Annotated in this window: 21 protein-coding genes; 12 read left to right on the top strand and 9 right to left on the bottom strand. The window is 60.9% G+C overall.

The genetic code is table 11. The features are described from left to right. Positions 1-7: 7 nt before the first annotated feature. From G0P99_RS12000 to G0P99_RS11990, 3 genes are read right to left on the bottom strand one after another with little or no spacing between them, the layout of a single operon-like run. Positions 8-895, bottom strand: coding sequence for a class I SAM-dependent methyltransferase (locus tag G0P99_RS12000; protein WP_164130074.1), 888 nt, complete (start codon positions 893-895; stop codon positions 8-10). A 5-nt stretch (positions 896-900) separates the two neighbouring features. Next, positions 901-1,989 carry a TfuA-like protein gene (locus tag G0P99_RS11995; RefSeq protein WP_164130072.1) on the bottom strand — a complete coding sequence of 363 codons (1,089 nt, stop codon included), beginning with the start codon at positions 1,987-1,989 and terminating at the stop codon, positions 901-903. Beyond that, complete coding sequence (locus tag G0P99_RS11990; RefSeq protein WP_239059795.1) at positions 1,986-3,281, bottom strand: YcaO-like family protein; 1,296 nt, start codon at positions 3,279-3,281, stop codon at positions 1,986-1,988. The genes G0P99_RS11995 and G0P99_RS11990 overlap by 4 nt, the downstream gene beginning before the upstream one ends. 219 nt (positions 3,282-3,500) lie before the next feature. Between G0P99_RS11990 and G0P99_RS11985 the strand changes: the two genes are divergently transcribed. Next, a complete protein-coding gene (locus G0P99_RS11985; protein ID WP_164130068.1) occupies positions 3,501-4,931 on the top strand; it encodes an FAD-dependent oxidoreductase in 1,431 nt (476 codons plus the stop codon). Positions 4,932-5,073: 142 nt separating this feature from the next. Then, positions 5,074-5,418 carry a RidA family protein gene (locus G0P99_RS11980; RefSeq protein ID WP_164130066.1) on the top strand — a complete coding sequence of 115 codons (345 nt, stop codon included), beginning with the start codon at positions 5,074-5,076 and terminating at the stop codon, positions 5,416-5,418. A gap of 17 nt (positions 5,419-5,435) precedes the next feature. Here the strand turns inward: G0P99_RS11980 and G0P99_RS11975 are convergent, their stop codons facing one another. Further along, complete coding sequence (locus tag G0P99_RS11975; protein WP_164130064.1) at positions 5,436-6,434, bottom strand: helix-turn-helix domain-containing protein; 999 nt, start codon at positions 6,432-6,434, stop codon at positions 5,436-5,438. A 151-nt stretch (positions 6,435-6,585) separates the two neighbouring features. On the opposite strand from G0P99_RS11975, the gene G0P99_RS11970 reads away from it, so the two are divergent. The 4 genes from G0P99_RS11970 (at position 6,586) to G0P99_RS11955 (ending at position 9,300) form a co-directional block, all read left to right on the top strand. Continuing rightward, positions 6,586-7,047, top strand: coding sequence for a cupin domain-containing protein (locus G0P99_RS11970; protein ID WP_164130062.1), 462 nt, complete (start codon positions 6,586-6,588; stop codon positions 7,045-7,047). Positions 7,048-7,062: 15 nt separating this feature from the next. Continuing rightward, the gene (locus G0P99_RS11965; RefSeq protein ID WP_164130061.1) at positions 7,063-8,550 is read left to right on the top strand and encodes an NAD(P)/FAD-dependent oxidoreductase; all 1,488 of its coding nucleotides are present in this window, start codon (positions 7,063-7,065) and stop codon (positions 8,548-8,550) included. 103 nt (positions 8,551-8,653) lie between these two features. Next, positions 8,654-9,037 carry a rhodanese-like domain-containing protein gene (locus G0P99_RS11960; RefSeq protein ID WP_164130059.1) on the top strand — a complete coding sequence of 128 codons (384 nt, stop codon included), beginning with the start codon at positions 8,654-8,656 and terminating at the stop codon, positions 9,035-9,037. A gap of 74 nt (positions 9,038-9,111) precedes the next feature. Next, positions 9,112-9,300 carry a hypothetical protein gene (locus G0P99_RS11955; protein WP_164130057.1) on the top strand — a complete coding sequence of 63 codons (189 nt, stop codon included), beginning with the start codon at positions 9,112-9,114 and terminating at the stop codon, positions 9,298-9,300. Positions 9,301-9,389: 89 nt separating this feature from the next. Here the strand turns inward: G0P99_RS11955 and G0P99_RS11950 are convergent, their stop codons facing one another. Next, complete coding sequence (locus tag G0P99_RS11950) at positions 9,390-10,148, bottom strand: alpha/beta fold hydrolase (RefSeq protein ID WP_164130055.1); 759 nt, start codon at positions 10,146-10,148, stop codon at positions 9,390-9,392. Between the two features lie 91 nt (positions 10,149-10,239). On the opposite strand from G0P99_RS11950, the gene G0P99_RS11945 reads away from it, so the two are divergent. Beyond that, positions 10,240-10,614 (top strand): hypothetical protein, encoded by a 375-nt coding sequence (locus tag G0P99_RS11945; protein ID WP_164130053.1) that lies wholly within the window; start codon positions 10,240-10,242, stop codon positions 10,612-10,614. On the opposite strand, the gene G0P99_RS11940 is transcribed toward G0P99_RS11945, so the two are convergent. Both G0P99_RS11940 and glyA read right to left on the bottom strand, forming a co-directional pair. Further along, on the bottom strand, positions 10,607-11,533 hold the full coding sequence (locus G0P99_RS11940; protein WP_239059794.1) for a DUF817 domain-containing protein: 927 nt from the start codon (positions 11,531-11,533) through the stop codon (positions 10,607-10,609). The two genes, G0P99_RS11945 and G0P99_RS11940, sit on opposite strands and share 8 nt — an antisense overlap. Positions 11,534-11,615: 82 nt before the next feature. Beyond that, positions 11,616-12,911 carry a serine hydroxymethyltransferase gene (glyA, locus tag G0P99_RS11935; RefSeq protein WP_164130051.1) on the bottom strand — a complete coding sequence of 432 codons (1,296 nt, stop codon included), beginning with the start codon at positions 12,909-12,911 and terminating at the stop codon, positions 11,616-11,618. Positions 12,912-13,080: 169 nt separating this feature from the next. Here glyA and G0P99_RS11930 point away from each other — a divergent pair, with 169 nt between their 5' ends. Then, entirely contained in the window at positions 13,081-13,842 is a 762-nt protein-coding gene (locus tag G0P99_RS11930) for an NAD kinase (protein ID WP_164130049.1), read from the top strand. 343 nt (positions 13,843-14,185) lie between these two features. On the opposite strand, the gene G0P99_RS11925 is transcribed toward G0P99_RS11930, so the two are convergent. Next, positions 14,186-15,235, bottom strand: a complete 1,050-nt coding sequence (locus G0P99_RS11925; RefSeq protein ID WP_164130047.1) for a diaminopropionate ammonia-lyase — start codon at positions 15,233-15,235, stop codon at positions 14,186-14,188. A gap of 101 nt (positions 15,236-15,336) precedes the next feature. On the opposite strand from G0P99_RS11925, the gene G0P99_RS11920 reads away from it, so the two are divergent. The 4 genes from G0P99_RS11920 (at position 15,337) to G0P99_RS11905 (ending at position 19,006) form a co-directional block, all read left to right on the top strand. Further along, the gene (locus G0P99_RS11920) at positions 15,337-15,801 is read left to right on the top strand and encodes an Lrp/AsnC family transcriptional regulator (protein WP_164130044.1); all 465 of its coding nucleotides are present in this window, start codon (positions 15,337-15,339) and stop codon (positions 15,799-15,801) included. 140 nt (positions 15,802-15,941) lie between these two features. Continuing rightward, on the top strand, positions 15,942-17,099 hold the full coding sequence (locus tag G0P99_RS11915; protein ID WP_164130041.1) for an amidohydrolase: 1,158 nt from the start codon (positions 15,942-15,944) through the stop codon (positions 17,097-17,099). Continuing rightward, complete coding sequence (locus G0P99_RS11910) at positions 17,090-18,256, top strand: Xaa-Pro peptidase family protein (RefSeq protein WP_164130040.1); 1,167 nt, start codon at positions 17,090-17,092, stop codon at positions 18,254-18,256. Before G0P99_RS11915 ends, G0P99_RS11910 begins: the two co-directional genes overlap by 10 nt. A 9-nt stretch (positions 18,257-18,265) precedes the next feature. Further along, positions 18,266-19,006, top strand: a complete 741-nt coding sequence (locus tag G0P99_RS11905) for an aspartate/glutamate racemase family protein (RefSeq protein WP_164130038.1) — start codon at positions 18,266-18,268, stop codon at positions 19,004-19,006. 258 nt (positions 19,007-19,264) lie between these two features. Here the strand turns inward: G0P99_RS11905 and G0P99_RS24950 are convergent, their stop codons facing one another. Continuing rightward, positions 19,265-19,387 (bottom strand): hypothetical protein, encoded by a 123-nt coding sequence (locus tag G0P99_RS24950; RefSeq protein ID WP_255455783.1) that lies wholly within the window; start codon positions 19,385-19,387, stop codon positions 19,265-19,267. Between the last annotated feature and the right edge of the window lie 33 nt (positions 19,388-19,420).

The raw sequence follows: 19,420 nt of genomic DNA, 5'->3' as shown, positions 1-19,420 counted from the left end.
CCGGCGTCTACTCTGCCGCAGGCGGGTTTGCACGCTTTTCAAACACCATCAACTGCATCGCCAGCGGGATCGTCGCCGGTTCGTTCTTGTGCGCCTCGAACAGCTTCAGGACCGCAGTTCGGACACGGTCTCGCCCAGAGTTGCTCAAGAGTTCCCAAAGATATTCGCCTTCGAGAAAGCTCAGATACTCCCAACACGCCATTCTCAGCAAAAGCTCAAAAGGTTTGACCTCACCTTCCAAGACCAGATCGGTATGCCGGTCGGCCAGGTCACACAAAGCCACGGGATCGCAGGCTCTCTTGTCGCCGGTGGCATGTAAAATCAGGTCTGGTTGCTCTTCAGAGACGGCTTGATAGATGATCTTTGCATACATCTGGTCGATCGTGTCCGGTCGCGCCTGGCCATCAACGATGACGGCAAGTTTTCCGCCAGGGGTCAGGACGCGGTTGATTTCGGACAGTGTACGCTCTAGCGGCAGCATGGTTGCCAAGCCCATATGGATGACAATGCGGTCGATCGACCCGGACCCGAACGGCAGATCCTGAGATTGCGCGCAGGCAAGTTTGATAGCGGCAGAACCCAGACGTTGTCTTGCACGGGCGATCTGCTCAGGCACGAAATCGACCCCGTGCAGGTTTTCCTGTGGCAATCCCAGTTCCACAAGCATCTGCAACAGCCGTCCGGAACCGCAGCCAAGATCCAGGATGACCGGCGGCTGTCCCGCGTTGGTCGGCTGCCGCGCGATCGAGCATAAAAGGATGTAACTGTTCGGCCCCAGAGTCGAGGGCGCCTCGGGAAAGGATCCATCCAACGTCTGGTGAAATCGATAGACAAGCTCCCGGGTGGTGGCAGCACTGTTGGTGTCGGGACCGGCGGTGTCGGCTCGGGCAGTCATGCGTATTACGGGCTCCTCAAAGTGAAACGATGCAACCGTTCAAAAAATCTTTCGCTGTCATTCAGTCCAACAGCCTGTCCAAGTTCACCGATCGTATGATCCGGTCTCAAACCTGCCTGACGGCAATACTGCTCCAGCACGACCCTGTCGTCTCCCTCACAGGGGCGCAGGCCGTCGCTCTGATCACAGGCCACAGCAGTGTTGAGGACGACGTCCAGACGTCCCTCTGCTCGCAAGGCGTCAACAACGTCGTTTGCCCTGCCACCAGCCTGGGCCAGCGCCAATGAACCCGCGCCAGGAAACAGCCTGTTGCCGTGCAGCCGGTAAAAGTCCGCCAATACGCTGATGGTTATGCGGGCATCCCCATTGCGCGCTAGACAGGTATCCTGATCCATGAGCCGGTCGAACTTGCTGGTCCGGTTGAACCGGAAATCCGGCGCGGCTGCTCCAGCGGCCGGGCTCTGGGCCATCCGTTCCAGCATTTCCAGAGCATCGCTCCGTTTCTGATCCACCCGTTCGCAGCGTTCCAGCGCTGTCAACTCGCTGTCGGATAGTCCCAGCCTTTTTGCATCGGCCAAAAGCCTGTCAAAGCTTCTTTCCCAATAGGGTGTCGCCGCGCAGGCCTCCAACAGGGCTATGGCGCTCTGCTTCGACAGGGTATTGTTGCGAACCGCAAGATCAAGGGTGGCACGGATATTGACCATTGCTTCGCTCAGGGGGCGGTGGCCGATCTCGAAAGGCGAATGGATGACCGCGACTTCGTCATCGGCCTCCAGGAATCCGCTGCGGTACCATTGATAGATGCGCCCGACACCCACCATGCCGAACGCATCCAGTTCGGCGGCCCGCAGCGCGCCCATGCTGGCCGCGCCGATGACCGGAATGCCTTTGTCCAGCGCGTACAGGATCTCCTTGTGCCAGACGGCGGGCACCAGTTGAAAATATCCGTCAATGATCCCGATAGCCTTGGGATTGTCATTCGCAACCGAGATTATGTCGCCCTGCGAAACCGGCGGCAGGAAATGCGCGTCCAGCACACGCCCGGCTTCCTGACGGGACAGCGTCGGCCCCAAGAAGACGACAATGTCGCTCATGCCGGGTACCCCATGCGATGATCGCCGTTCATCCCCGCCATGATCAGGTTCAACCGTTCAAGAAAGCCGTCGACCCTTTCGCCTCTTGGCGCCTGGTTTCCAATCGTCGGTTCGACCAGTCCCGGAATGATGACTTTGACAACCGGAATGCCGATCCTGCTCAAAGTGAGGTCAACCGATATGACCTGGTCAAAGCCCTGACGTGCGAGCATTTCAAGCATTGTCTCCAGGTCGAAAGACACGGCGTCGCTTGCCCAGCTTGGCGAGTGGCGAAAATCCATCATCGGCCCTTTGCCGTCCAGCCAGGAAAGCCAGCCACGGCGATTGCGCGCTGTCTGGATGCTGGCGTAATCGTCGCGAAACAGATCGTCGCGCGCCCCGGCGATATAGGTCAGCCGGGATTGGACGGCTTCGGTGATCGCGCGTGAGAGGGCGATACCCCGGTCGGGATGGCATCCATATCCCTGGAATGTGCCAATCGGCGCCCCGGGAAACTTGCCGCCGTGACGGTCCGAAATCGCACATCCGAAAGAGGGTATCGGCAAGTCGCCAAGCTGAACCCACACATGCAGGTCAATTTCGGCGCTTGTGATCCGCTCCATCAACCACAGGCACAGGGGGTCGTCTATCGTATCTGGATCGACCAGGGCCGGTTCGCCGCCGAACCTGGCGCTCGCGGCCTGATGCAGGCATGTCGCGTCGCGTTCGACGACTTCGCAGACCGCGTGAAGAATGGCCTCTTCTTTTGTGTTTCCTGCGCCAAGCCCGTTGGAACTGGTCAGAAAGATTCCATCCGTCGGAGCATTGCGGCGCAGATCACAGCTGACAAGATCGCGGGGCACGCGAACCGGGCGACCATTGATCAAGTCATGGCCCTGCACCCAATGAATGGGAATGTCCGGCAATTCCTGGGTATCGTCCCGAAGCAAAGACAGGTCGCGCGGATCGACCGCGTTGCCACGTCCCAATCGTGTGAAACTGGCCTGTTCAACGTCATTCAGTTTTCTCTCGGCGTGAAAGAGTTCTATCGCCTCCATCGCCGCCGAAACCCGCGCCTGTGGTAATCCGACCCCTTTCCCCTGGGAGACAGACAAAGATCGGGCATTCGGGCGAATTGCATTGCACACAGGAATTCCGATGCAATCCAGGCCGGTGACATCCGCGACCCGAGTAATTCCGATGTCCGGGAAAAGCGGCTTGATTCGCGCCCACGTATCCGTGGGATCGGCCGTTCGATGTGTGCCGGACAAAAAGCACTTTTTAACAAAAGAAACGTTACACGCGGTTGGCATAAACAAACTATACGCTCATTATTCGGGGAGAGGGAAGGGATTAGGTTTCTGTTTGCAATCCTGATTTGAGTTTTCATTTCCCTCACTAGTGGAGAGGTCGCAGTTATGAAAAGACGTAGTTCCGCCAAGCACGCAAAGGAAGTACGCATTCGTGCCCGTAGCGCGGCCGCCTCCGAACAAGTGAAATGGCGCGCGCCTTTCACACATGATCAGCTAGGAATGTTCGAAAGGCAGGTTCGCGGGCAGGTGGTCGTTCCCGGTGACCCCGACTATGACGCGGCGCGACAGGTGTTCTACCGACAGTTTCAATTCTTCCCCGAGATCATTGTCTATTGCGAGTGTTACAGCGACGTTCGGAACTGCCTTGCCTTTGCGTCTGCGCACGATCTGAAGCCCGTTTGCCGGTCGGGTGGTCACAGTTCGGCAGGATTCTCGATCAACAACAGCATGGTCATTGATCTGAGCCGGATCAATTCCGTGTGGGTCGACCGGGTGACGCGGCGCGCGATTGTCGGCGCTGGTACGTCCTTTCACCGTCTCAACGCAGTGCTGTCCGATTTCGGCCTGCACGTGCCCGGTGGCGGCTGTGACGATGTCTGCGTCGGCGGGTATATGCAGGGCGGCGGATACGGGTTCACCTCGCACGAGTTCGGGATGAATTGCGACAATGTCGTTCAGTTTGAAATGATGTTGTGGAACGGCGGAATCGTCATCGCCGATGAAACGACCAATTCCGATCTCTATTGGTGCGTGCGCGGCGGGATGGGGAGCAACTTTGGCGTCCTGCTCAGCATCACGTACCAGCTTCACGAAGTGGGGGACATGTACGGTTTCGGGCTGAGCTGGGACGCCGCCGATGCCCCGGCGGCACTGGTCATGTTACAGCAAGACTACATAGTCGGCCCGGCGCTTGAAAAGCTGGGTTACCAGTGTGCGGTGATGATGGCCGATAACCAGCCGCGTTTCTACATGCGCGGCCTATACAATGGAGATGCGCAAAGCTGTGCTGCGGTGATCAAGCCTTTGCGTGACCTTCCCGGCACACATTTCGATATCCAGATGACCGGACGCTATGTCGAGTTGAACCACAGACTGCTGGACGAGCCGGTGCCGATCCCGTCCGCTCCCGACTATGTGTTCGAGGAGAAACAGTCAGGCTACATCGACAAGATGCTCGACGCGACGGACTGGAAGGTAATGTTCGACTTCATGGCGACATGTCCGAACCCGTGGAATGACATCGGTATGGAGCCGTATGGCGGGGCAATCGCACGAGGCGATGATCCGAATTCCTTCATCCACCGCAAGGTCTATATGAACCTGTTCCTCGAGGTTTTCTGGTTCCGGCAGGAGGACTATCAAAAGAACATTGACTGGCTGGATGATTTCATGGCGCTGATGTCGCCGTTCATGAATGGCCAGTCTTACCAGAATTACCCCCGACCGGGAATCAAGGACGCCCCGAACGCCTATTGGGCCGACTATCTGGGCACGCTTGCGCAGGTAAAGGGCAAGTACAACCCGTTCGACTGGTTCGCCAACCCACAGCACATTCAGCCGCACGAGATCGATCCACCGTGGACACCGCCGCCAAAGGGACCCAAGTTTCCCGATAAACCGATTGTCTACTCCCAGCCCCCCGAGCCATAGACGAATGGTCGCTCACCATTCATAAGCATCCGGGGGGCATGGCGTTGGGTCTTGAGGGGAAGCCCTGTTCTGACTGCTTCGCACTGGAGGACGCTGACGTCCGGTGCTAAGGGTTCGAAAACTTCTTTTCGGAGACAAGACAATGACCATCACCCGTATCGGCACCGGCCAGCGCATGAGCAAGGTCGTCAAGCATAACGGCACCGCTTATCTGTGCGGGCAGGTAGGCGATGGCGCAACCGTGGCCGACCAGACCCGAGATTGCCTGGCGCGCGTCGATGCCCTGCTGGCCGAGGCGGGCTCGGACCGCACGCGAATTCTGCAAGCCATCGTATGGCTTGCCGACATGGCCGATTTCGCCGAGATGAACGCGGTTTGGGATGCCTGGGTGCCCGAAGGACACGCCCCCGCGCGGGCCTGCGGCGAGGCGCGTCTGGCGCGCGATACGCTCAAGGTCGAGGTCATCGTCACGGCTGCCTGCGATTGACCTTGGTCGGCGTCGGGTCAGATCAGATAGCGCTGCTTGCGTGTCTGGCTTGGCCCTTCGCCGAAACGGGCCGTGTATTGGGCCGAAAACCGGCCCAAATGTGCAAAACCGGCGGCCCCTGCAATGCTGGCGATTGTGGTCTGTGGCGGGCTTTCCAGCAACAGATAGCGGGCGAAGTTCAGGCGCAGCAGCCGCAGATAAGCCAGCGGCGTCATTTCCAACAACTGGCTGAAGCCAAGTTGCAGGTTGCGGGGCGAGGTTCCAGCAGCAGCCGCGATATCGGCCAGCGTCAGCGGGTCGGCCAGATGCGCCTGCATGTATTCACGCGCGCGCCGGACATGCGGCGTCAGCGAGCCGGTTTCGGGGCGTTCCAGCAGGGGTGAGATCGAGCTGGGTTGAGCCTGAAGGAACCCCATGATCAACTCGTCTTCGACGAGCGTCCGGCTCAGCGCCTGATCGGGGTCCAGCAAGCCGCCGTGATCCACCGCCGAGACCGCGCGCCGGAACAGCCCCAGCCAACGCTGCATTTCGGGGCGGGTACGGTCGATGCTGGGATCAAAGCGAACCGGAGCCTGAAGGCTGTTTCCGGTCAACGCCTCTGCCACCGAGGTCAACCGCGCCTTGCCTATCTGGAGGAGCACCTGTTCGCAGCCCTCCTTCCACCGCATCCGGGTATGCCGGTCGGGGTTGAGGACAGAGGCGGTTGTGGCGCCGGTTTCAACCTCGCTCGTCCCGTTGCGGATCAGCGCACTGCCTCGGATCGGAACCTGTATCAGGTAAAAGGATCCAAGCTCGCCGGGTTCAATCATGACATCGGCGCCATAGCGGATGTAGTTGTAGAACAGACCGTTGCCGCCGGCCCGGTGCTGGCAGGCATCAAGCCGGTCGGCGCGTGATTCTCTTTCAAGGCGATGCCCGCAAAAATTCCGGGCCACCAGCGCGCGTGCCTCGTCCAGTTCCCTTGTCTGGAACTGTCTGAACCGCTGAAGCGGCGTTTTGTCCGGTTTGCTGAGCATGTGATCAGCATGACTCGAGGAAACCGAAACACAAAGTGTTTCCACTTTCCGGCCCGCAAAGATGTGCGGAAAATTTCGCTTTTCGGATATTCGGGGGCCGCGCCCCTTCATAGCGTTTCCCAAAACACCTCGCAAAAAGGAGAACAGGGAAATGGAAACAACTGCCGGAGTGACATCCGCCAAGGCCGGGCTGGAGGGGTTGGCCTGGAACGTGGTCGGCCAGACCTACACGCCGAAACTGCACAGCGACAACGTGTTCATGTGGCACGCCGCGGTCCCGGCCGACACGTTTGTGCCGCCGCATGTGCATCCGACGCAGGATGAATGGATCCTGGTGCTGGACGGTGAACTGGAGGTCGATTTCGGTTTTGAGACCGGGAATGTGACCGCGAACAAGGCAGGTCCGGGTGACGTGGTGCGGATGCCCAGAGGTGTCGCGCACGGCGTCTTCAACCGCTCGGGCAAGGATGCGACTTGCGTCTTTGGGGTGGCGCCGTCGCGCAAGCTCTTCGATCTGTTCAAGGCGCTCGATGGGGTGACTGACCCGGCCGAGCTGGTGCGGCTATCAGCGCTGCACGAGGTTGATTTCCTGCCGCCGCCCGACGCTCAGTAAGCAGGAGACAGACCCATGGTAAAACGAAAGAACGTCGCCGTCATTGGCGGCGGGGTGTCGGGTCTTGCCGCAGCAAAGGCGTTCGATGAACGCGGGCATCGCGTTTTCGGGTTCGAACGGACCCATGATTTCGGCGGGGTATGGGAGTTGTCGCGCTCTTACCCCGATGTCCAGACCCAGAGCCCCAAGGACCTGTACTGCTACACCGATCTGCCGATGCCGGCCGACTATCCCGAATGGCCCAAGGGACCGCAGGTACATGCCTATCTGCACAGCTACGCCCGAAAGCATGACCTGACCCGGCTGTTTCAGCTCAATACCAACATCCTGTCGATGGACCGCAGGGCCGATGGCAAACCGGGCTGGACCCTGACCATCGAGGCGGCAGGTCAGGTGCGGCAACAGGATTTCGACTTTGTCGCGATCTGCACCGGGCAGTTTTCCGACAAGAACATCATCACCCATCCCGGACAGGACGAATTCACAGCCGAGGGCGGGCAGGTGATGCACTCGTCGGAGTACACCGACAGCGATTTGGCACAGGGCAAACATGTGGTGGTTCTGGGTGGGTCGAAATCGGCAACCGACCTGGTCGTAAATGCCGCCCGCAACGGCGCCAAATCGGTGACCTTCGTCTATCGCGAACCGGTCTGGCGGGTGCCCTATTTTGTGGGCGGGATCAACTTCAAGCGTTTGCTCTACATGCGGGCGCAGGAACAGCAATTCAACCAATGGGGCAAGTCCCCGCTGCAACGGGTGATCGCCGCCATTCTGAAACCGCTGGTCTGGGCGAACTTCCGCGGGCTGGAGATGATGCTGAAGACCCAGTTGGGGTTGAAGAAGTGGAACATGGTCCCCGATGTGCCGATCGAAAAGGACGTCTCGTGCTCGATCCCGATCGTCACCCCCGGCCTGTTCGAAGGGTTCAAGGACGGGTCGATCCGCCCCATACAGGGTACATTTGACCATTATGAAAAGGGCCATGTGGTGCTGACCACAGGCGACAGGGTGCCATGCGACCTGTCGGTCCTGGCAGTGGGTTGGAAATTGGGCATACCCTATCTTGCGCAGGAATACCGCGACAAGCTGATCGAGGCGGACGGCCAATACCGTGTCTATCGTCTGTCGGTGAACCCGGATGTACCGGATATGGGATTTGTCGGGTTCAACTCGTCCTTTTGCACGATCCTGTCGGCGGAAATGGTTGCCAACTGGCTGGTGCGCTATGCGGACGGGCAACTGGCCAACCAGCCTACGGCCCGGCAGATGAACGACAATATCGAGATGATGCTGAACTGGAAACGCAACGAGCGTCCGGCCGCGCAGGTCTATGGCGGGCTCTGCTCGGCACCGTTCCACTTCAAGCATTTCGACGAGTTGCTGGCCGATATGGGCGCCAAGATCCGCAAACGGGCCAATCCGTTGGCCGAACAGTTCTCCTATCCAAACGCCCAGGCTTTTGGGCGGTTTCTGGCCTCGGCGCCGCAGTATCAGGCGGGATGAGCGTCGCGCGGGCAACCCATTGGACTTGCCCGCGCAAATTTGACTTACGTCTGCCGAAATCGGCATGTTATCCTGATCTGGACCCTATCAGGAGACAGTGCAGATGACATTGACAGTCAAGGACATGATGGCCGCCGCAAACGCGGCGGTGCCGCGTATCGACAGCGCACGGGCGCAGGAACTGGTCGCGAGTGGGGCGCTGTTGCTCGATATTCGCGATGCGCCGGAACTGGAAAAGGCCGGGCGCGCGGCGGGCTCGCATCACATTCCGCGCGGCATGCTGGAATTCCGCGCCGATCCCGAAACCCCATATCACGACCCTGAACTGCGCAAGGATCGGGTGATCGTGCTGCATTGCGCCTCGGGCGGGCGGGCTGCGCTGGCAGGCAAGCTGCTCAAGGACATGGGTTATGCCGAGGTCTATAACCTGGGCGGTTTTTCCGACTGGGCGGGGGACCGGATTGAGCCGGTCGATCCCGGAATGTGATCGAGATCAAGGAAATCACATTCGAATCTTGAGATATCACTGCCGGACGCGCCTGATTTTCTGGAGTACCGGCCATGATGCGCCTTGCCTCGATTCTGTATAGCCTGATCTCGACCGCTCTGGCGGGCACCGCCGTTATTGCCGTGCTGACCGCCGGGATGGTTTCGCTCAACGCGATCCTGCTGGCGGCCGCCGCGGGATTTGTCGTCGCAGCGCCGGTCAGTTGGTGGGTGGCCCGGCGGCTCTATGATCAGGGGGCTTGACGCATGCGGGCGGCCGGGGGAACAGCTTCCTTGGCGGCCTGCCGTATGCACGGCCGGAAAATAGCCGATACACCTTTTGTGTAGCGTTCTCAGGCGTTCAGAAACGTCCGGGCGGCGGCTTCGAACTCGCGCGGCTTATCCGCGTGCAACCAATGTCCTGCGCCCGGTATCTTGGCAAAGCGGGCGGCGGGGAACAGCGCACGTATGCGGTCGCGATGCTCTGGGCGGACATAGTCAGATTCGGCCCCTGCCAGGAACAGGGCAGGCCCCGCCCAATGTCCCGACGGCTCGGGAAACGACATGATTGCGGGCATGTTTGCGGCAAGTGAGTCGAGGTTCAGACGCCAGCGTCTGCCGGACAGGTCGAGCGACTGGGTAAAGAAGCTCTGCAACGCCTTGTCGACACCCTGTTCGGCCAGCATCTCTTCAGCGTCCGAGCGGCGTTCGACCCGGGACAGGTCAACGGCACGCATTGCCGCGATGAACGGTAGCTGGGTGTGGGAATAGGGGACCGGGGCAATATCGGCCACCACAAGGCGGCGCACCATATCGCCGTGGTTCAACGCCAGCATCATCGCGGTCTTGCCACCCATGGAATGGCCGATGACATCTGCTTGACCGCCATGGTGGGTGATCACCTCGGCCAGGTCCTCGGCCATGCTCGGGTAGTCGTGTCGGTCTGACCAGAGGCTGCCGCCATGGTTGCGCATGTCGACGGCGATGACTTGGCGCTGGTCGGCCAGACGCCGCGCGATTACGCCCCAGTTGCGGCCCGAACCATAGAGGCCATGGGCGATGAGCAGGGGCGGGTATTCGGTTGGTGAGCCGTGGATGATCGTGTTTAGCATAGGGACGTGATATCGCGCCCGCCATGGCGCGACCAGCCCCATTGAGACCGGCGCACAGAATGTCTAGGGTATCTGCCGGGGGATCAGGCGGATGACAGAACAGAACCAGATTCAGGATCAGATCGCGGTGACGGTGGCCTTGCTACGCGAGCGTTTGGGCGTGCGTGGCAAGTCGCTGCGCCAGGCGTTGCGCCGGGCCAAACACAGGCTGCCGCGCCGCATCTATCGCCGCGCCATGGATCTGGCGCGGATCGAGGCCATGGTCGATCATCCGAAACTGCGCCTGACCCTCGACAGCCCGCACCTGCTCTCCGCTGCCGGAGAGGTGCAGACGCATTTGCGCAGCATCGATCTTGCCGACCGGCGCAAGGGATGGTGGCTGGGCATGCTGGGCGGGCTGGCGTTCAACCTCTTGGCCTTTGCGGCGCTGCTGCTGGCCTTTCTGGCCTGGCGCAAGATCATCTGATCGAAGGCGCCGCGCCTTGCGCTGCGTCCGGTCCAACGCCTGAGACTGCATCTCCGGATGCGGCAACAGAGGTCCGGAGTGCTCTGTTGCCGAGCGCGTCGCGCAGGATCAGCGTGACGGTGACAAAACTGACATAGAGCAGCAGGTACCACGAGCCCATCTTGCTGAACCTGACCATCTCGCCCGCAACCTGCCCGGTATAAAGCCAGGTGCGTGTCGCTGTGCCGATATTCTCGGCCAGCCACAAAAAGAAACTGCTCAGAAACGCGGCGAGCGGCAACGGCATCCAATAGCGTGCATCGCCAATACGGAACCAGATGCGGGTACGGGCATAGAGCAAGACGGTGGCGGCAAACAGGGCCGGCCGGATGTCCGGCAGAAAGTGATGGGCAAAGAAGTTCACATAGATCGCCACCGCCAGCAGCAGGGTCAGAGCAAAGGGCGGATAAGGCGCAAACCGCATGTCAAAGAGCCGGATCACCCGTGCCATGTAGGACCCGACCGAGGCATACATGAAACCCGAAAACAGCGGCACGCCCCAAAGCTTCAGCAGACCGTCACCGGGATAGTCCCAGCTTCCGGCTTGCACCTTAAAGATCTCCATGGCCGTGCCGGTGAGATGAAACAGCGCGATCACCTTCGCCTCGCGCCAGCTTTCCATTCCGGTCAGCAGGAACAGCGCTTGCAGTGCCAGCGCATAGATCAGCAAGGCATCATAGCGCGCCAAGGGCCAGCCCGGCTGCCAGATCCGGTCCGAGACGATCAGCCCCATCAGCAACAGCGCCCCGAAGAGCGCCGCCCAGCCTTGTTTCAGCGTGAACATCACCAGTTCCGACAGCACATGCGGCAGGCGCGCACGCATCCAGTCGCCCAGGCGGCGTTCCAGCCGCCGTGTGCGGTTACCCGTTCCGTCTGTCATGATCAGCCCTGCACCTTTACCAAACAAAACCGCCACCGGGGGTGCCCGGTGGCGGTGGCAATGTCAATTACGGGAAACCTGATCAGAGGTTCGGGTAGATCGGGAAGCGGGCGCAGAGTGCTGCGACTTCAGCCTTTACCTTTTCCTCGACGGCGCTGTTGCCGTCCTCGCCATTGGCGGCCAGCCCATCGACAACCTCGATGATCCAGTCCGCGATCTGGCGGAATTCGGCTTCGCCGAAGCCGCGCGTGGTGCCGGCGGGAGAGCCCAGGCGGATACCGCTGGTGATGGTCGGCTTCTCGGGGTCGAACGGCACGCCGTTCTTGTTGCAGGTGATATGCGCGCGGCCCAATGCCTTTTCTGTGGCATTGCCCTTCACCCCCTTGGGGCGCAGGTCGACCAGCACCACATGGGTGTCGGTGCCATGGGTCACGGTATCCAGCCCGCCCTTGATCAGCTGGTCGCTCAGCGCCTGGGCATTGGTGACCACCTGCTGGATATAGCTCTTGAACTCGGGCCGCAGCGCCTCGCCAAAAGCCACGGCCTTGGCCGCGATCACATGCATCAGCGGTCCGCCCTGGATGCCGGGGAAGATGGCCGAGTTGATCTTCTTGGCGATGTCCTCGTCATTGGTCAGGATCATGCCGCCGCGCGGGCCGCGCAGGGTCTTGTGCGTGGTGGTCGTGGCCACATGCGCATGCGGGAAGGGCGAGGGATGCTCGCCGGCAGCCACCAGACCGGCGAAATGCGCCATGTCCACGTGCAGATAGGCGCCGACCATGTCGGCAATCTGGCGCATGCGGGCAAAGTCGATCTGGCGCGGGATGGCAGACCCGCCAGCGATGATCAGCTTGGGCTGGTGCTCCTTTGCCAGCGCCTCGACCTGATCGTAATCCAGCATGTTGTCCTGCTTGCGTACGCCGTATTGCACGGCGTTGAACCACTTACCCGACTGGTTGGGGGCCGCGCCATGGGTCAGGTGGCCGCCAGCATCCAGCGACATGCCCAGGATGGTGTCGCCCGGCTTGATCAGCGCCTGGAACACACCCTGGTTGGCCTGGCTGCCCGAGTTCGGTTGCACATTGGCAAAGCCGCAGTTGAACAGTTCCTTGGCACGCTCGATGGCCAGGTTCTCGGCGATGTCCACGAACTGGCACCCGCCATAGTAGCGGCGGCCCGGATAGCCCTCGGCATATTTGTTCGTCATCACCGAACCTTGCGCCTCCATCACGGCGGCCGAGACGATGTTCTCGCTGGCGATCAGTTCGATCTCGTCGCGCTGGCGGCCGAGTTCCTGGGTGATCGCGCCGAACAGTTCGGGATCACGGTCGGACAGGGCTTGGGTAAAGAAACCGGTGTCACGAAGATTGGCGTTCATGGGGGCTCCGCATGGCTGGGGGTCGATTTTTGCGATTTCCTATAGGAAACCGGACGTCCGCAAAAGGCTGTAAAGCGACGAAATGGCCAACTGCGGCGTCAAGTCTGGTCTAGGGCGGAAAGGTATGATTGTTTCGGAACCGAATGCGCAGCACCGGAAACTTGATTTGATGCCCCAGAGAATCGCCTTTTTGGCCAGCGATGCCCCGGTGGCCCAAACCGCCCGCGCCGCATTGGTCGGCCGCTATGGAAACGTCGCGCCCCGGGATGCCGAGGTCATCGTCGCGCTGGGCGGGGATGGGTACATGCTGCGCACGCTGCACGGGACGCAGCATCTGGATGTTCCGGTCTATGGCATGAATCGCGGAACCATCGGGTTCCTGATGAACGAATACTCCGAATCCGATCTGCTGGACCGGCTTGCCGCCGCCGAAGAAGAGATCATCAACCCGCTGTCGATGACCGCGATGGATCAGTCGGGCCAGGTTCACAAGGCGTTGGCTATCAACGAGGTCTCGCTGCTGCGCGCGGGTCCGCAGGCGGCCAAGCTCAAGATCACGGTGGACGGGCGGGTGCGCCTGGCGGAATTGGTTTGCGATGGTGCGCTCCTGTCCACACCTGCTGGCTCGACCGCGTACAACTACTCTGCGCATGGGCCTATTCTGCCGATCGGCTCGGATGTCCTTGCCCTGACGGCGATTGCCGCGTTCCGGCCGCGTCGATGGCGCGGCGCGTTGTTGCCCAAGACGGCTCAGGTTCGCTTCGATGTCGTTGATGCCGACAAGCGCCCGGTCATGGCGGATGCCGATTCAACCTCGATTCCCGATATCGACTGGGTAGAGATCCGTTCCGAGCCCGCGATCCGGCATCGTATCCTCTTCGATCCCGGCCACGGGCTGGAAGAGCGGTTGATTTCCGAGCAGTTCACCTGAATTCCAGTTGTTTACGATTTTTTGCCGTTCTGTGACCAATATCACAGGCAGAAACGGTTTCGTCTGTCAGTCTCACAGGTGTCGGCGCACTTTGTAGGGTGGAGGTGAGTGGCCGCCTTACTGGTTTTTTTTCGAGACGAGTGTGCATGTTTCGCAGGCGGGCGCAGGTATTGGCTTGCGTCCGCAGCCAGGCCGCCGATGGGTGTATTCCAGCACTTTATGACCCCGGGTAACTCGCTTGTTCGCCCGGGGTCAATTCCGTCGGACCGGTACGAAAGGTGAAGCGACAGTAATGTTCTTCGAGACGTCTGTGCCATTCGTCGCGAAGATTCGCTTGTGCCCCTTACGTTCGGCCTTCAGACACGATGATGAGGGGGCGGATCACCTCTCCATCAGCGGCTTTCATCGGATGCTTGAGAACTCCGGCATATCCAGCGGCTCCGGACGGGGTAGTCGGAATACCCAATGCGGTGATCGCATCGGCAGCCGCGGCGCCTTCCTCTTCCGAGAGCGCAACATAGGTGACACCGGCCGCCTCAAGCGCTGCCCAGGCAACGATGGAGGGCTCCTTGCAGTCAAGTCTTCCCATGTCGGACTCGGGGCCGTCGGCGCGGGTTGGGCGCCCGGCACGGTGGCTGGCCTGCAAACATGCGGCGGCTTCAGGTTCGACGACGATCAGTTCGGGCTGTCGCGCCCAGTTCAAACGAATCATATAGGCCATGGCGGCGGCCAGCCCGCCGACACCCGCCTGAAGAAAGACATGGGTCGGCCACTGGCCGGAGGCTTCGAAGCTTTCGCGCAGCTCTTCGGCGATGACGCAATAGCCTTCCATCACCCATTTCGGGATTTCGGTGTACCCCGGCCAGGTGCCATCGGCGAGCAGGACGGCGCCGGAGCTTTCGGCATCGGCGATGGCGGCGGCAACACTTTCATCATACACCTTGCCCGAGCGGACCACCTCGGCCCCCAGGGCGCGCAGACGATCCGCAAAACCGCCGGGCACCGTGGCCGCAAGATGGATACGCGCCTTGGCGCCCATCGCAGCCGCACCCGAGGCAACGCCCATTCCGTGATTGCCCGCGCTGGCGCAGACAAAGGTGAAGTCTGCCGCGAAGGTGCGCACATCGTCATCGTGATAACGCGCGGGTGTCAGGGTCTCGCCGGTTTTCTGTTGCCATGCGGCGTCCAGAATGCGTGCGACGGCATAGGGCGCGCCCAGGGCCTTGAACGCCCCCAGGCCCATGCGACCGGTTTCGTCCTTGGCAAGGACAGTAATGCTATTCGGCCCGGCCAACTGGTGCAGCGGCGAGACGGCATAAGACGCCTGAGTTCTGAAAAACTGCAAGGCGCGCGAGAAATCAGGGGCGAAGTCGAGGGTTTGTGCTTGTGTCATGATGGGTAAATTACAGAAGGTTTTCGAGCCGATGTGTTCATATCCGGCCGGGAGACCGATAATATTTCTCGACATCCCGACCCATAGCGTAAGGATTCGACATGTCCCTGGTTCTCGATGACGCTGACCTGACGATTCTGCGTGTCTTGCAGAAAGACAGCCGTGCCGGGCTGGAGCAGCTGGCCTATGAATGCGGCCTTTCGGTCCCCTCGGTGCAGCGCCGACTCAAGCGGATGCGCGATGCAAGACTGATCCAGAAGGAAGTCGCGGTGCTCGACCCGTCGCAGTTCGACTGTCGCATGACCTTTGTCGTTCTGGTCGAACTGGAACGGGAATCGCTGCAACAACTCGATCTGTTCCGCAAACGGGCCAAGGCCGAACCGCAGGTGCAGCAATGCTATTATGTGACGGGCGAGGCGGACTTTATCCTGATCTGTACCGCCCGCGACATGCAGGATTTCGAGGCGCTGACGCACCGGCTGTTCTTTGAGAATTCGAATGTCAGGCGGTTCCGGACCTCGGTGGCGATGGAGCGGACAAAGGTCGGGCTGGAACTGCCGATCTGAGCAATGCCGGGAACGATCCATCGAAACCGGTCGCCAAACCGCCCGTTTGCGAAAATCTTTTTGCCGCAGTGACCGCCCGGTGATGCCTAACCCGCAATCGACTGCGCTATGAATGGTGCAACTGGCGGGAAGGGACCTGGATGGGTGATTTTGAATCTCGGATGATGCGGCTTCGGCGCGACCTGCACCGGCATCCCGAGCTTGGGTTTCGGGAAGACCGTACAAAACAAGTCGTCGCCGCGTTTCTGCGCGACATCGGGCTTGAGGTGCACGAAGGCGTGGGCGTTGTCGGTGTGTTGAGGAAGGGCACCGGCAATGGTGCGATTGCCTTGCGCGCGGATATGGATGCGCTTCCGATCACCGAAACCTCGGTACATGATTACGTCTCCGAGACAATTGGCGTGATGCATGCCTGCGGTCATGATGGCCATACGACCATGCTGCTCGGCGCCGCCGCGCGGCTGGCGGCATCGTCAGATTTCGACGGTACGGTGGTCTTCCTCTTCCAGCCGAACGAAGAACACGGGCTGGGTGCAGGCGCCATGCTGGACGAGGGCGTGCTTGAGCGGTTCCCGGTGGAAGAGGTCTATGCCATCCACAACCTGCCCGGAGCGCCGGTAGGGCAGATTTCGACCCGCGCCGGGATCATCTGCAACAGCGAGACCTTGTTCGAGATCGCGATCAAAGGGCAGGGCGGCCATGCCTCGATGCCCCAGACCGGGGTGGATGCGATTACCGTCGGTGCCGAGATCGTGACTGCGCTTCAGACCATCGTCTCGCGCAAGCTGGCGCCTGCCGCCGGGGTAGTGGTTTCCGTCACCGAGTTCGTGACCGACGGCCAGCGCAATGTGCTGCCGGGCAACGCCACGCTAAAAGGTGATTTCCGGGCCCGTTTGCCCGAGGATAGGGGCACCGTGGAACATCTCATGCGGCAAGTGGCACAGGGCGTCGCAGCCGCGCATGGCATTTCCGCCAATGTCACCTTTGATACGCAGTTTGTCGAAACGATCAACGCGCCTGGCCCGGTCGAAGCGGTCTACAGGGCGGCCGAGGCTGCGGGCTGCAACCTGGTTCGCGATCGTGCGCCGATGAGTTTTTCCGAGGATTTCGCACAGTTTTCGGCCAAGGTGCCGGGCTGTTTCCTGCTGCTTGGTAATGGTGAAGAGGGCGCGCACGGTCAGCCGCTCCATTCCTCGGACTACGATTTCAACGATGCGCTGTTGCCGATTGGCGCGGAATTCTGGGTCAGGCTGGTTCAGGACCGTCTGCCTTGCCGACAGGAGCACGAATGCCCATGATCCCCGAGAGAGGTTTTCCCGAGGCTGAGTACGTCATGCGCACCGCCAAGGCGCAGGCCGCCATGGCGCGGGACGGGCTGGCCGGGCTGTTGCTGACCACGGAACCCGAGATGCGCTATTTCAGCGGGTTTCACACGCTGTTCTGGCAAAGCCCGACACGTCCCTGGTTCCTGTTCGTGCCCGCCACGGGCAAGCCGGTGGCGGTGATCCCCGAGATCGGCGCCGAACTGATGCGTGGGACCTGGATCGAGGATATCCGGACCTGGAGCGCGCCCGCCCCGGACGATGACGGCATCAGCCTGTTGACCGAATTGCTTGCACCTCATGCGTCGCGCAGGGAAGTCGTTGGTCTGATGAAAGGGCACGAAACCCATCTGCGTATGCCGCTCAACGATTACGAGCGGCTGCTGGCCGGGCTTGGCGATTTGTCTATTTCTGATGCCACCGGTCTGATCCGCGGCCTGCGCATGGTGAAGTCCGAGAGAGAGATCGAAAAGATCGGTTATGCCTGCGCAATAGCCTCGCGCAGCTTTGCCCGCTTGCCTGATTTAGCATATCAGGGGCAGCCGCTGGAGGATGTGTTTCGCGCCTTTCGCCGCGAGATGTTGGGGCAGGGGGCTGACGACATCCCTTATCTGGTGGGGGGCGCAGATACCGGCGGTTATCGCGACGTGATATCGCCACCCTCGCGCCGCCCGCTTACGCGCGGTGATATCCTGATGCTTGATACCGGGTCGACCTGGGATGGATATTTCTGCGATTTTGACCGGAACTGGGCCATAGGCAGTGCCGACGATGCCTCTCGCCGGGCCTATGACGTGCTCTGGCGCGCGACCGAAGCTGGCATCGCTGCCGCCCGTCCCGGCACGACCTGCCGGGATATTTTCCAGGCGATGCAAGGCGTTATCGCCGAGATGGACGACCAGGGCGGCGATGTGGGGCGGCTGGGTCACGGGCTGGGCATGCAGTTGACCGAATGGCCGTCCCACGCGGCCTGGGACAGCACCGAAATCGTGGAAAACATGGTTCTGACGCTGGAACCTTCGTTAGGCTACGGAGATGGGCGGATCATGGTGCATGAGGAAAACATCGTTATCCGCAAGGCCGGCGCAGAGCTGTTGACGGAACGGGCCGCGGCCGAGCTTCCCATCATCTAAGGGGTTGTTATGAAAATCGATTTCACCACTGACAACGGCATCGGTACGCGGGCGACCCTCGGCGTGATCGTCCTGGAAACCGACGAAACGCTGGAACCGGAGTTCGCACGGATGATGAACCTGCCCGGTGTCGCGCTCTATCACAGCCGCATTCCGATGGTGCCCGAGATCCGGCCCGATACCCTGGCGCGGATGGAGCAGGATTTGCCCGCCTCGACCCGGCTGATGCCATCGTCGCTGCGCTTCGATGCTATCGGGTTCGGCTGCACCTCGGCCTCGACCGTGATCGGTTCGGCGAATGTGGCCCGTGCGATCGAGAGCGTATGCGCCGGGGCGCGGGTGACCGATCCGCTGGCCGCGATCATCGCGGCCTGTCGGCATCTTGGCGCAAAAAAACTTGGTTTTGTAACGCCTTACATTCCAGAAGTTTCTGCCGGGATGCGCGGAAAGCTGGAAGAGGCCGGGTTCGAGATCGCCGGTTTTGGCTCTTTCGAGGAAGGTGACGACCGGGTGGTGGCGCGGATTTCGGAGGCGTCGATTGCCGCAGCGGTCGAACGGGTTGCGGCGCAGGCGCCTTGCGATGCGGTTGTCGTATCCTGCACCAATCTGCGGTGCCTGAATGTCATTCCCGCCGTCGAAAAACGCATCGGCGTGCCAGTGGTCTCAAGCAACCTTGCCCTTGGCTGGCACATGCTGCACCTGGCCGGGATAGGGGACAGCAGGCCAGAAATGGGTCGCCTGTTCAGTTGAGGTGCTGGTTGGAAATTTAACCGGATCAAACCTGACGATCTATTGGCGGGAACGGAAACCGCCAACCCGAGCCCAGTCGGATGCGGGTACGCGGGAGGGTGCCAAGTGGGTAGGCCCGCCTGAATTGACCGTTTTGTACGTGCCTCCGGTGGTGGATTGACCGTTTTGTACAGTGCTGCAGGGCGTTTTCCGGGCTCGGTAACGGGCAAAAGGGGCGGAGATTGTCCGCCCCTTGAGAGTCTGCATCGGAGCCGGGTTTCACCCCAGGAGGTCGAACACGTCCGCGCCGATCTGGAGGTTGATGGACCCCTGGCCCGCGCCATCCACCAGCGCCCACATGATCTGGCCGGTAGGTAGGTAGATGACGAAGGCCTTTTGCACGTCGTCATTGCCTGCACGTTCGCCGTCGTGTTT

It is taken from the genome of Ruegeria sp. PrR005 (assembly GCF_010500245.1).
GTDB classification, from domain to species: Bacteria; Pseudomonadota; Alphaproteobacteria; order Rhodobacterales; family Rhodobacteraceae; genus Ruegeria_B; species Ruegeria_B marisflavi.
This window is presented reverse-complemented; position numbering and strand designations above follow the sequence as displayed.